Raw genomic sequence first — 13,481 nt, forward strand, 5'->3', positions numbered from 1 at the left:
TTTATAATTCCTGTAAAGATAACTTAATGTCGTTCATTGTATTGTTATAAGTTGATAAAAATAGTTGCCAATGATTGTCGAAGCCATCTTCATTAAATGACTCTGTCTTTTCTAAAGTAAGCGAGCATTGGCTTAGCGCGGTAGCCCCAATGTATCTACAGTTTGACTTAAGTGAATGGGAAATCAATTTAAAATTATCTAGGTCCATTTCATTTTTTAAGCGTAACAACTCACTGCGCTTTTTTACAAAATCTTTAGCTAGATCAACAATTGTCTGAATTTTTTCATCACGGTCTATACGACCAAATATCTTGTCAATTTCATCGGTATTAATAAAATTACTTTCTGCCATTGGAAAAACTCATATTTGTTGAAAAATTAAGTCGACAACGTTTGTGAAATGTCTAACGAAGTCGTGTTTTTCCGGTTATTAAGCCAGATTTCTATCTGCTTACTATCTAATGCTTTACTAAAATAAAATCCTTGTAAAATATCACACCCCATAGACCGCAATTGACTGATTTGTTGTTCTGTTTCAACACCCTCCGCTACGACTTTGAGACCCATTTTTTGAGCGAGTCTGACACTTGACTCAACCAAAAGTTGTGACGTTGGGCTGATATCAAGGTTTTGAGTAAAAACGCGATCGATTTTTAGTTCGGTAAAAGGGAATTTTTGCAATTGTTCAAGTGAGCTGAATCCGGTACCAAAATCATCAATCGACAAATTAAACCCTTTTAAGCTCAGTCGGGTCATCACATCTAGGGAATTTACAAAATCCAATGAAAGCTTGGACTCTGTTATTTCTATCACGACTTCAGAAAACTGTATTTTATTTTCATACAACAGGTCACTCAAAATTTCGGGCAATTCAGTATTATTTAATGAGTTTGAAGAAAGGTTAAAACTAATCGTCGCATAATCCAATTTGGATTTTATTTTTCTAAAGCTTTCTAATCCTTTTCTAAAAATTTGAAACGTGAGTTCGTCAATTAAAAAGTTATTTTCGGCAACAGTGATAAACCTGTCTGGCATGATAAGACCCAGTTCCGGATGGTGCCATCTTGCGAGTGCTTCAAAACCAATAACATCTAATGTTTTTGCGTCAATTTGAGGTTGCAAATAACATTCAATTTCATCTCTAATGATTGCCTTGCCAAGCATGGCAACGGTAATTTCTGAAACAGCAGTTCGTGAGATATTAGTGACAGTTGCTTTTTCGCTGACTGTCGTCACCGTTATTTGTGTCTGAAGTAAGGATGCAAGGGCATACTGGCTGACAGGTTTAGTTAACGTCCCTTTGTAATTTAGCCCACGTCGAATGGTTAATTCTACGATAGATTCAACAAGCCTAGAGTCTGTTCCTGTCATAATCGCGAGGGGAATTTGAGTTTCTAACTCCGCTAAATGTCTAAAAAATTCAACGCCATCCATTCCTGGCATTTTTAAATCACTGAGAATAAAGCCAATATCATTGCCGTGTTTTGTCACTAAATCCATCGCGGCAAAGCCATCAATAGCAATAAGCACCTTATGTTGACCCAGATCTTTTAGCATCCGAGCAAGTATTTTCCTCAACAATGGATCATCGTCTACAACGAGTATGAATTTATCAATCATGTAATTCTTTTTAATAAATACCAATAGATCAAATATAGACCAACTAAAAGTAATTGCCGTGTTGATTTAGATTAGATTTTAATTTTTTACACTCGTTTAATAAATTTGTCCGAATGGATACGTTGTAGCTCTGCAATGGCTAACTGGCTTTCTGTGCAAAGTGAACTAAGCTATTCGTTAGCAAAGCTGAAGTATTTAGCTTCTGGAAAGCGGTCTAAACTGTTTTGTTTTTAAGATATTTGTAATTTACGTCAAGATATTTTGTTCTTAAATGCGCTAGATAAACATTACGTTCCCGCCACAAACGCACGATATAGAGTTGAAAAGTCGTTTTACTTTACTTGTTTATTCAAATCAAAATCTAATAGATGGCTAAATCGACCTACAAAATTAAAATCTCCGGAGCATAAATGACAAGTAATCAAGAGTTAATCGACTATTTTGATTTTGCAAACATCGCCGCAGCTATTTTTGATGAAAAAGGCAATGCTAGTCGTTTGTCATCTGGTTTTGAAAATGAAATTTCTCCTTACCTTCCAATAAAAGTTGGCGAAAGTTTTGACCCTAAATGGCGCAGCGGTGCAACAACATTTGCGGCATTTTTAAAGCAACTTGTTGCGGGTGATAAGCAATTTGAACTGGTCGTAAATGATAGGGGAAATGTCCATCGAAAAATTAATGTTTCAGCAAAACGGATCCACACGAATACTGATATTTTTGTCATTTGCACATTTAAAATATCAACTGAAGTGATTGCTGACGAACAAAGTTATGCTCTTAGTTTAGACAAAATATTAACCGCCACTGAAAGTGCAGGGATTGGCACTTGGGAATATATTCCCAGTGTAAATAAAGCGTACTTTTCGGCACATATGAAAGCATTACTAGGTGTGAAAAAATCAGAACTTTTGGATTGGCAACACTTCAAAAAGCTAGTTTTAGAGGCAGATCAGCCCATATTTGATGTTTTTTTCTTAAACCACATTGAGTTATCAATTCCACTGCAGTTTGAATTTCGGGTAGTTGTTTATGGCGAGTTAAAATGGTTTTCGTTACGGGGAGATGCATATAAAAATAATTATGGCGTGACCAGTGTTGTCGGTTCATTACAAGATTGCACAGCAGAAAAAGAAGTTTTAGTTGAACTAAGTAATGCAAATGAATCAAAAAAACTCGCATTAGAAGCGGGGTTAATCGGCACTTGGACAGGTGTAGAAGGGCTCAATGGTCGATGGTTTTGGGATTGGGATCATGTCACTGCCGATATCTTTGAATTGGAAGATAAAGTCGGTTTAAAAAAAGGAAAGTGGCGGGACCGAGTGCACCATGACGATATAAACGAGTTAATGACGACATTAAATAAAGTAGTGCTAACCGAGCAATCATTTGAAGTCGACTTTAGGGTGTGTATTCCCGATAAAGCTGTTAAGCACATTCATGCCAAGGGCGTAATCAAACGTAATACTGATGAGCTTTCACGACAATTGTATGGTGTTTGTATCGACCAAACTGAGACCATTGTGCACCGTGAACAAATGCGTAAGCTCAATGTCGAATTAGAGCAACGGGTGGCACAACGAACCGAAGCATTGGCACAAGCGTCTAAGCGTGCAGAGTTAGCTAATAAAGCAAAAAGTGATTTCTTAGCGATGATGAGTCATGAGCTACGGACGCCGATGAACGCTATTATTGGCAACTTAGAGCTGGCATTTGACGACGACCTAAAGCAGGAAACTCGATCTTTAATTGAAATTTCAAAAACGGCGGCAGATAACTTAGTTTCTATTTTGAATGATATTTTGGATTTGAATAAAATCGAAGCGGGTAAATTGGAATTGGAAGATGAACCCTTTTCCATTTCTGAGGTTATAGACAATATTTGTAAAATATTTCTTCCTGTTGCGTCCAAAAAGAACCTTATCCTCGACGTAAGGGAAGCCCCCGATATCCCCAAATTAGTTATGGGGGACGATGTTCGACTGAGGCAAATACTCTTTAACCTACTTGGTAATGCAATTAAATTTACCAGTTCCAATAGCGATAAAGTAGGCAAAATTGTCGTTGACGTTTATGTGGCTAAAACGACAGGGGCGCTCACGAATATGGTCTTTTCGATTCGAGATAACGGTATCGGTATCGCCAAAGATGTCCAAAACTCTCTATTTTCACCTTTTGTGCAGGCAGAAAAGTCGACGACCCGGAAGTACGGTGGCACTGGTTTAGGCCTTGCAATTTGCGGTAAGTTAGCTGACATGATGGGCGGTCATATCGCGTTAGAAAGTGAGTTGCATGTCGGCTCTACTTTTTCACTTCATCTGCCTGTGTGGCGAGCAAGTGAAGATAACTTGGATGCATCTAAATTACTCGACAAAAGAATCACAATAATTAACTTTAACCGGTACTTAGTTAAAGTGTCTCGACGATATAAAGCGTATTTAGAGTCGGAAGGTGCAAACGTTACTTTTATCCCCCACGAATTTACGGCCGAAGCGATTAAAACGCTCAATGCTGACGACATCGATATTACTTTTGCCTTGATTGGCGAAAACGAGTTTGTGAAGAATAATTTGGAACAGCTCGCACATTATATTCCCGCACATGACATTGCTGTCGCAATAGACCGTTCGGAGCTTGATACGTTTGTTAATAACAATCCAAAATTTAGACCTATCCCGATAAAACCAACTACGCGAAATCAGTTATTGTCCAACATTATTCATTTTTACGACTCAGACAAAAGATCAAAAGCACAAGCGGAGGCAGAAGCAGAAGCAGACGACTTCGATTTATTTGATGAGCTCGCTGAGCTTGATTTGTTCTCTACGGACGCTAATGCGACCGAACTCACTTCTAAACAAGACGATGTGGAGGCAACAAAAATCGCCGATATTCTTATTGTTGAAGATAATCCATTTAATCAAGATTTAATCAACAAGCAAATGGTGAGATTAGGCTACGTTGTCGACACTGCTGGCGATGGCGTAGAAGCCTTTAAAATGTGGCAAGAAAGAAACTATAAGTTAATTTTAACTGATTGCCATATGCCGGAAATGGATGGTTATGAATTGACGCTAAATATCCGGAAATTGGAACTTAAAGATATGATGACAACAATTCCCATCGTAGCAATTACGGGGGCGGCGATGTCAGGTGACAAAGAGCATTGCTTATCTGTTGGGATGAATGATTTTATTAGCAAACCGGTGAAATTAGCCGACCTGAAAACAATAATGGAGAAATGGTATGGATGAGGTATTAAGTACATTGTCCGTGTTGAATCGCGACATTATGAAAGAGTTAGTTGGTGATGATATGGAATATATCAAAAAGTGTGAATTGGACTTTATTCAACAGGCCCAGACTATTTATAATCAATTGGTTTCATCCTACAAAGAAGGTGATTTTTCGAAAATTAAAGACCGTTCTCACTTTTTAAAAACGTCGTCAAAGGCAATTGGTGCAGAGCAACTTTCATATTATCTACAGACGCTTGAACATAATAGCACGGAGACAAAACGCAACGAATGCAAAGTATTAATTGTCAAAATAGGTAAGGCCATCAAATCGGTTTATGAGGAAATTAAACGTGGCTGAAGCAAATAATAAAATGGCGAGTAAACACCCTCAGGTCATTTTAATAAACGACAATAACGAAGATATATTGGGCGCAGCGGCAATTATCGCTGAGCAAGTCAGTGAGTTTCGTGCGATCCCAAATGCCAATAACATTGGAAAGGTAGTCGAGAAATTTCAACCACCCGTCATTCTATTTGCGCTTAATACTGTCATGGAAAGCATTGAATTGTATTCTAAATTAGTTGAGGAAAAGCTGGTTTCACATAATCACGATGCAATTTTGTTGTGTAAAAACAAAGAGTCCAATATTGCATTTCGAGCGTGTATAAAGGGGTTGTTCGACAATTATTTTGTTTACCAGCCGTTATATGAAAAATTTAGATTAAAAATTATTGTGCATAACGCATTAATAAAACATACCGTTAAAAAATATGAAGGCATTACGGATGAACAGTTTGACATAATCGATGAAGAGCTTGCTGAGCTCATTGATAAAGGGGTTGAGTGTAAAAGCGCATTGTCGGGCAGTATTCAAGATTGTAAAAATAAGCTAGGCCAAGTCGTTAGTGAATCGTCAGAAGAATTGACGAACGAAGATCCCCAAAAAGTATTGGAAAATATCGCTAAAAATCACTTAGCACCAATGTTAGAAAGTCTGGAAAAAGAGCTGCAAATTAGCCTCGACGACATGGTTGCGACTATGGTCGAGAAAAAAACATTGGCTACGGAAACCCGAGTCCATAATCAATACCAAGCAAATGAACGCAATAAACAACTGCAAAAAACCGTGGCGAAAAAGAAAAAACGTGACGAACAACAAAAGCTCACCGAGGGATCTAAAGAAGAGGCCAAAATCGAAGCCAACAATGAGGAAAGTAGCGTAATACATTTAAGTGATGGTAATGAGCCAGCTGCAATAGACAAACCTCAGCCAGAGCAAGAAGAGTTCGCTGGAGAAGCGTCTGAACCCAATTCAATTACGAAACAAAAATCCATTTTGGTTGTTGAAGACAATGATCTTTATCGCGAAATGTTAGTCAAAGTACTGGGTGATGCCAATTATATAGTATCTCAAGCCGACGATGGTTTAGCGGCATTAAAGCTGATAAAGACCAAGCGTTATGATTGCATCATTATGGATTTATTTATGCCAAAACTGGATGGTTTAAATACGACCAAACATATTAATAAGACCGGCGGTGATAACCCTGTTCCTGTCATCGCACTTACGGGCAACAAGCGAAAAGACTTATTTAAAAAGTGGGCTTCTATGGGCATTAAAGGTTACATCATAAAGCCGTCATCTAAAGCGGAAATATTGGAACAAGTTGAAAAATGCGTTACGCCCGATGCCACATAGGGAGACATCTAAGGCCAGCTAGTTGCCCGACGGAGGGGGCGTTGGTCATCAGCAAATGTGAAGTTAAGGTGTGCCACCTTAAAGTTAGTAATTGAGGTTAGTAATTTGTTATTACCAATTTAGTTATCTTTTAATCAATACTAATTGCATTTGGTTGTATTTTTGGTAATAGTACTTGGTAATGCCAAAATATGAAGTTGTTAATATGAAAATAATATTATCTGCTATAGCTTTGATGCTATTGCTCGCTGGGTGTACTGCTGATCCGTCAATGGGAGAGTCAAAACCACAAAATGACACTGTCGTTGATGACAACTCTGGAACAACCGAACCGGAAACTTACCCCGACTTAGAACCTATTAGTTGTAGTTCAATTTTTGAGTTAGGTATTGAATCTGTATCTACTGAACAAACCGACGCGGTTGGTTTTTCCGTTAATTACCTCATTGATAAAAAATACAAAGATAACCTTGTTTGGAAGAGTCAATCAAACGGGACGAGCGCAATTATAAAACTGACCAAAGGGGCATTGATTTCAGACGTTCTAGTAAGTTGGCTAAATCCTAATATCAGTCATTATTATGAAATACATGTTTCTGACAATCTTGTCGACTGGCAAGAAGTTGTCGTTAGTGGTTCGTCAGACCGTGATAGCTTGATTGCAACTCGAATTAATTTTGACGAAGATGGAACCGGAGCGATAACTGGCCGGTTTGTTAAATTTACTTCTCTGGGTAACGAGCTAAACGATATTTCCGACATTATAGAAATTCAAGTTTTTGGCTGTGATAGAACGGTAACCCAAAATATCGAACTTATTGATTGGTATCTAAGTGTGCCAACTGATGTTGACAATAACGGAAAATCCGACAGCATTTATGAAAACGATTTGGCTGGCGGGTACTTCGACCCACGATTCTTTTATCAATCGATTGATGCCGGATTAGTTTTTAGAACAAATGTCCGAGGCTTTAAAACTTCGGAAAACACTAAATATATTCGAACCGAATTACGTGAAATGTTACGCCGGGGAAATAAGAGCATATCGACTCAAGGGATCAATAAAAATAACTGGGTGTTTTCAAGTGCATCGGCTACGGAACAAGCAAAAGCGGGCGGGGTTGATGGTGTATTACGTACCACACTTAAAGTTGACCATGTCACATCAACCGGTGAAGATTATCAAATTGGACGAGTGATCATTGGCCAAATCCATGCAAATGACGACGAACCTATTCGACTTTATTATCGCAAGCTCCCTAATAATTCCAAGGGCAGTATTTACTTTGCACACGAAGTGTTGGGCGGCGATGATGTGTACCGTGAAATGCTTGGTTCACGTTCGGATAATGCCAGCAATCCTAGTGATGGAATTGAACTTGGTGAAACCTTTACTTATGAGATTAAGGTTGTTGGGGATCAACTTGACGTGACCATTTCTCAAAATGAAACACAGTTAGCGTTCGAACGATTTGATATGTCTGGCAGTCGTTACGGATCTGGTAATCAGTATATGTATTTCAAAGCTGGGGTTTATAATCAAAATAACTCGGGTGATAGTCACGATTATGCGCAAGTGACCATTTATGACTTGGTAAATACCCATAACTAATCGAATGTAGACTGCGTAAACGTAAAAATATTACAAATAAAAAGCGTTGAGCTTATTACTAAGTTCAACGCTTTTTTTGACTTAACCAATACTAGCTTGGGTTAAGAAGATCACCGGTGGGTAACTGATCAAGCGCAATGGCAAAACCAGATGCGTGAAAATGCCCACCGCCGCCAGTAAAACGTTTCGCAATCTCAGAAACATCGACCCCATCTTTAGCCGAACGCAACGAAAATATACGTTTGTCGGCGGTATCAAAATAGGTAACAGCAAAAGGATGTCCAATGGCAAGTTCGTTGCCAATTTCACTGGCCAATATGGTGGTATTTAACATTGGCACTTGATAGCCAGCAACCGTTACCATTCTTATTCCACGGCCTATAGCGCGTTTTACCAACTTCTGTTCATAAGCCAAAATCGTTTTTCCGCCTTCAATGACGTCGCTAATTTTAGTGTCGTCAAGTAACGGCATCCAAATATCAAAGTGTAATGCAAATAGCGACAAACCAGCTGAAAACTCTTTACTTTGTGGCAGTGCCCAAGTCCATAAGTCTTTGTCTTGAATATATTTAATAAGTAATGGCACTGGCAGTTTTGGATTAAAATGCTGCCAGGCGATCATGGCGCCACTACGTGACATGTCAAACGTACAATAATCTAGGTTTGCCAATGCACCTTCCGCCGATTTATGGTGGTCGAGTACGATCAGCGATTCTGCGCGGTTGTTAATATCTATGGTTGTTTCGCGATTATAGGCAAAATCAACAATGTAAACGGTTTTACCGTCAATGTCTGGAACTGGCTCACCATGGTTTGCTGCGTGAAATTCGGTAACGTCATTAGGGTGCTCTCTATCTAAAAATACCTTTAATGCGAGCGCTGCGCCAAATCCGTCGGGGCAAGATTTATGGTAAATAACAAAGTGGTGCATTGTGACTCCATGCTATTCAGTAAACGTGTTTTTTCCGAAAAGTATCAACATATAATTAAGGCCAAAAAGGCAAAATAACGTTTCATCAAGTATAAGAAAAATTAGAATATAGGTAAGTGTATAACATTTCGGGTTCCGCAGTTTGTTATTCCCAGTAAATTACTTAAATTTGGCCCATTGATGGCTTACCTTACGGCAAGATTAAATGGCATCTAATGGCTCTGAAATAGTGGAATAAGCAAGGGTAAGGGCTTAAGACAAAATAGACTTAAAGGTTGTTAACTCAATACATTTCCTAACTGGCTTCGTTTTATTGTTCAAATTGTAAAGTGACAAGATTTCATTTGCATATATGTGCAAGTTGTCTGAGCGCTGTTGATACGAAAAGGTGATTATTAATAACGAGTTAGTTGTTGTGTTAAAAACAATTCAAATTATTATAATTAGTTCGTTTGTTTTCATTCAATTGCCATAAAGTAGTCCATAAATGCATTCACCGATAGTCGACATTAAAAATCTAATCCACGACAAGTTATCCATAGCACATTGGCAAATTAACGCCGGTCAAAAAGCTTGCGTTGTCGGGCGTAATGGTTCTGGAAAACAATACCTAGATAAAATGTTGATTGATGACGTTACCTTAGTGTCATTCGAGCGTTTTGTCGTCCCTAGCCCTGAACAAGTTAAGGTGGTTTCGTTTGAGACGCTTCAAGAGGTGTATGAAAACGAACTCAAAATTGATGAAACAGATATCACAGATTGTATTGATGATGGCACGCCGGCACGTGATTTTTTGCCAGTTAATCAACATCAAAATACGCTTGTCGCACAGTTTTCACTGTCGCATGTTATGGATAAAGGGTATCGCCTATTAAGCACCGGTGAAAGCCGAAAGCTACTTATATTAAAAGCGCTATTAGACCATATAGAGTCTCCGCATTTGAAGCTGTTAATATGCGACAACCCGTTTGACAGTTTAGATTTAAAATCGGTTAATGAGTTATCAGAGTTGCTTAATACTTTGAGTGATTATGGCATCACTGTGTTGTTGTGTTTAAGTAACCGCGATGATATTCCTGCTTGGTGTGAGCAAATTGCCATTATCGACGAAGGAAAATTAATCGATTTATCCGGTATTGATGAACAACAAATTCAACGCCAATTAGAGTCGTTAATGACCGACGAGTTAGCGGATGTTGCTTGGCCAGAACATATAGAAGAACCCGCGCCATATCCCCACGATTATCTTGTTGAATTACAAAATGGCAAGGTCAGTTATCAATCGGATATTATTTTTAGTGAACTCGATTTTGCTATTAAGCCATTGCAACATACCTTAGTTACTGGCGCAAATGGTTGCGGTAAATCGACCTTGTTACAACTCGTCACAGGTGACCACCCGCAGTGTTACAACAACAAGTTGAGCGTGTTGGGTTTTGCTCGTGGGCAAGGCGAAAGCATATGGCAGATTAAAAAACAAATGGGCATTGTTAGCCCTGAAATTCATCGCCAATATCGGGTATCTTGTACCGTTTTGGCCACAGTAGTCTCAGGATTTTTTGATTCGATTGGGGTCTATCAGCAAGTTGAGTCAAAGCACACCGACATTGCCAAACAATGGTTAGCTAAAATAGGTATGTTGCAGTATAGCGCTAAACTCTTATCTGATTTAAGCTTTGGTGAGCAACGTCTGGTATTGATTGTTCGAGCGTTGGTTAAATCTCCGTATTTATTGGTTATGGATGAGCCTACGCAGGGCCTAGACGAAGTGAACCGTCATCGAGTTCTGAAGTTTTTACAAACGTTAGACCAACAAAAACACAGTACCGTATTATTTGTAAGTCATCGAGAAGATGAGTTTATTCCTATGTTTAAACAACATTTGGCTATGTAGAAAACCTAACGCGGACAAATCTCTAACTAAGTCAAAGCCTTTTAAACCGAACCAAGACGCCACTTTCCTTTGATGCGCTTGGTTTAAACAAACTCGTTATTGTCGTTATAAACGTGGGTTTACACTAACTGTGTTTTGACGACTTCAAAACTAAAACGGGTGCCTTTGCCAAGTTGGCTTTCAACGGATAATTCAGAATTAAATAGCTGTACCAACTTCTGGCTGATGGCTAATCCTAAACCTGCGTGGGATTGTTTATCTTCTTGGCTGTTGCTGGCGCGATATCTTGCATTAAAAATGTGGGTAAGCTCATTTTGATTGATGCCAATTCCTGTGTCTTTAACTGCAATTTCCAGTTTTTTGCCATCTTTACTGTGTTCAGCAACCGAAAGGGTAATTTCCCCATCCTCTGGCGTATGCCTTATTGCATTGTCGATGAGATTGGACAGTACCCGCTCTAGCTTGCCAATATCGGCAAATATTTGATAGTTACATTCAGCTGGGTCGACGGTGATATTAATGCGTTTTGCAGCGGCTTTAAGTTCAAACTTAGCTGCCACGTCGTAGATGAGTTCACCAAGAGCGACAGACTCATTTTGCAGCGTAACTTGGCCACCTTCGAGGTACGCTAATTCGAATATCTGGTCTATTAACAGCTTTAAGTTTTTGGAATTTTTCATTGAAATATCAATGAATTTACTGCGCTCCACTGCTGATAACTTCTCACCGTGTATATGTAACGTTTCGATGTAACCTTGTAGGCTCGCCAATGGTGTACGAAGGTCATGCGATAGATCTGCAAGCAATACACGGCGTTGTTCGTCGATATTTTGCAATTGACTAAATTGCTTCTGAATTTGGCCTAACATGGTATTGATCGTGGTAACTACAAGTTGCAGTTCGTTGTCCTGTGACATGGTTAAATTGAGATTAAGTTTTTGCGTTTCCCAATTTTCATTACTAAGTCCTTTTATCGCGTTAGAAATTTTGCACAAAGGCAAGGTGAAATATCGAAATAACCCTAAAAGCAATAGCAGCATAACTGCCAGTGAAATCGCGGCAATTATTGAAGACTCGCCAAATTGATTGTTGGCTTTGACAGCTTGCATTATCGAGTCGTAGTTCTCGCCACGGATAATGATATACAAGTAGCCTTGTAATTCACCGTCTCGCAATACAGGAGCTGCTGAGAATATTTTTTGATGATTAAGTTGCCTTGGGTCGTCGCCCAAAATTGGCAATGAGGTGATTAAATTGTTGTCTACGCTTGTATCAACACTTGTATCTGAGGACGCATTTTGAGGGGGTAACGTCGCAGCATTAATGCGATTGCTAATTACCGCTTTAATGGGTGTCGTATCAATATGAGTGCGTTTTACTTTACCAGGATCGGCAGAGTAAGTGATGATTTTGCCCTGTGTATCGACATAATAAAACTCAAAGCTTGGGCCTAGCATCATAAGGGTATGAAATAGGCCTTTTAATGCATCGTAATCATAAACCCCCTGCGCCAATAACGGGTTGTCTGTCACTAAATGTTCGGCTAATCCAAGATGGAGTCGCTGTTCCGATTCTAGTTGGGTATTTTCTTTTAGCTCTCCACTCCACCATACAACCAAATAAATGATTGCGGCAAAAACCAAAGAGAGCGATAAAACGAGTCGTTTATACAAAGACATTAGTGAGTTCCCTTCAGTTTAGAAGTCGTGGATTGGGTAGCGTTGTTATTGTTATTGTTATTGCTATTGCTATCGAACATAGACGATTTGGTATTTTGGGCGTTGAGCTTATAACCTACGCCCCAAACAGTTTGGATGATTTCCGCGTTTGTTGGATTTTGTTCAAGTTTGGCCCGTAGGCGATTAATATGTGAATTCACTGTATGTTCGTAGCCACTGTGACCATATCCCCAAACGGCTTCTAGCAATTGCGCACGGCTAAATACTTGATCTGGATGTTTGGCAAAATGTTTTAATAAATCAAATTCAGTAGCGGTTAGTTCTAACACGGTTTGGTCTATAGTGGCCCGGTGCAATTGACCATTAATTAGTAAACTTCCGACTTGATAGGAATCAGCAACGTCAGAAGTTAAAGGCGACATGCCATATCGCTGGTTAAGGATATTAACTTTACGTAATTGTGATCTGACGCGGGCTTGCAGCTCACGCACGCTAAAGGGTTTGGTCATGTAGTCATCGGCGCCTAGTTCGAGTCCAAGGACACGATCCATTTCGGAATTTTTGGCCGTTAACATGATGATAGCTTGTTCGGGCTTTTCGTGTCTGACCTGCTTGCAAATATCTAAGCCAGACAATGAAGGCAACATGACATCCAAAAGCAAAAGACTAAAAGGCTCGTTAAGAGCCTTTGCTAATGCTTTAGAACCGTCAGACTCGTGCTCTGTATGAATACCTAATTCTAACAAGTTGACGCGAATTAGGTCAGCGATGTCAAAATCATCTTCCACAATAAGCACTGAATCTGTCAT

At 39.2% G+C, this 13,481-nt stretch carries 10 protein-coding genes; 5 read left to right on the forward strand and 5 right to left on the reverse strand.

Annotated elements, in window-relative coordinates:
• Position 1: 1 nt before the first annotated feature.
• The gene (locus tag Q4575_RS10145) at positions 2-352 is read right to left on the reverse strand and encodes an Hpt domain-containing protein (protein WP_272180188.1); all 351 of its coding nucleotides are present in this window, start codon (positions 350-352) and stop codon (positions 2-4) included.
• Positions 353-378: 26 nt separating this feature from the next.
• A complete protein-coding gene (locus Q4575_RS10150; protein WP_303522786.1) occupies positions 379-1,620 on the reverse strand; it encodes an EAL domain-containing protein in 1,242 nt (413 codons plus the stop codon).
• A gap of 410 nt (positions 1,621-2,030) precedes the next feature.
• Between Q4575_RS10150 and Q4575_RS10155 the strand changes: the two genes are divergently transcribed.
• The 4 genes from Q4575_RS10155 (at position 2,031) to Q4575_RS10170 (ending at position 8,168) form a co-directional block, all read left to right on the forward strand.
• Complete coding sequence (locus Q4575_RS10155) at positions 2,031-4,871, forward strand: ATP-binding protein (RefSeq protein ID WP_303522789.1); 2,841 nt, start codon at positions 2,031-2,033, stop codon at positions 4,869-4,871.
• Positions 4,864-5,214 carry an Hpt domain-containing protein gene (locus Q4575_RS10160; RefSeq protein WP_272180185.1) on the forward strand — a complete coding sequence of 117 codons (351 nt, stop codon included), beginning with the start codon at positions 4,864-4,866 and terminating at the stop codon, positions 5,212-5,214. The genes Q4575_RS10155 and Q4575_RS10160 overlap by 8 nt, the downstream gene beginning before the upstream one ends.
• Complete coding sequence (locus tag Q4575_RS10165) at positions 5,207-6,556, forward strand: response regulator (RefSeq protein ID WP_303522791.1); 1,350 nt, start codon at positions 5,207-5,209, stop codon at positions 6,554-6,556. The genes Q4575_RS10160 and Q4575_RS10165 overlap by 8 nt, the downstream gene beginning before the upstream one ends.
• Before the next feature lie 205 nt (positions 6,557-6,761).
• The gene (locus Q4575_RS10170) at positions 6,762-8,168 is read left to right on the forward strand and encodes a polysaccharide lyase family 7 protein (protein WP_303522793.1); all 1,407 of its coding nucleotides are present in this window, start codon (positions 6,762-6,764) and stop codon (positions 8,166-8,168) included.
• A 91-nt stretch (positions 8,169-8,259) separates the two neighbouring features.
• Here the strand turns inward: Q4575_RS10170 and Q4575_RS10175 are convergent, their stop codons facing one another.
• Entirely contained in the window at positions 8,260-9,099 is an 840-nt protein-coding gene (locus tag Q4575_RS10175; protein WP_215963737.1) for a DHHA1 domain-containing protein, read from the reverse strand.
• A 487-nt stretch (positions 9,100-9,586) separates the two neighbouring features.
• Between Q4575_RS10175 and Q4575_RS10180 the strand changes: the two genes are divergently transcribed.
• Positions 9,587-10,993, forward strand: a complete 1,407-nt coding sequence (locus Q4575_RS10180; protein ID WP_303522796.1) for an ATP-binding cassette domain-containing protein — start codon at positions 9,587-9,589, stop codon at positions 10,991-10,993.
• 119 nt (positions 10,994-11,112) lie between these two features.
• On the opposite strand, the gene Q4575_RS10185 is transcribed toward Q4575_RS10180, so the two are convergent.
• Positions 11,113-12,672: a cell wall metabolism sensor histidine kinase WalK gene (locus Q4575_RS10185; protein ID WP_303522798.1), complete on the reverse strand. Its 1,560-nt coding sequence runs from the start codon at positions 12,670-12,672 to the stop codon at positions 11,113-11,115.
• The gene (locus Q4575_RS10190) at positions 12,672-13,481 is read right to left on the reverse strand and encodes a response regulator transcription factor (protein WP_303522800.1); all 810 of its coding nucleotides are present in this window, start codon (positions 13,479-13,481) and stop codon (positions 12,672-12,674) included. The genes Q4575_RS10185 and Q4575_RS10190 overlap by 1 nt, the downstream gene beginning before the upstream one ends.

The organism is Psychrosphaera sp. 1_MG-2023 (genome assembly GCF_030548245.1).
Classification (GTDB): Bacteria; Pseudomonadota; Gammaproteobacteria; order Enterobacterales; family Alteromonadaceae; genus Psychrosphaera; species Psychrosphaera algicola.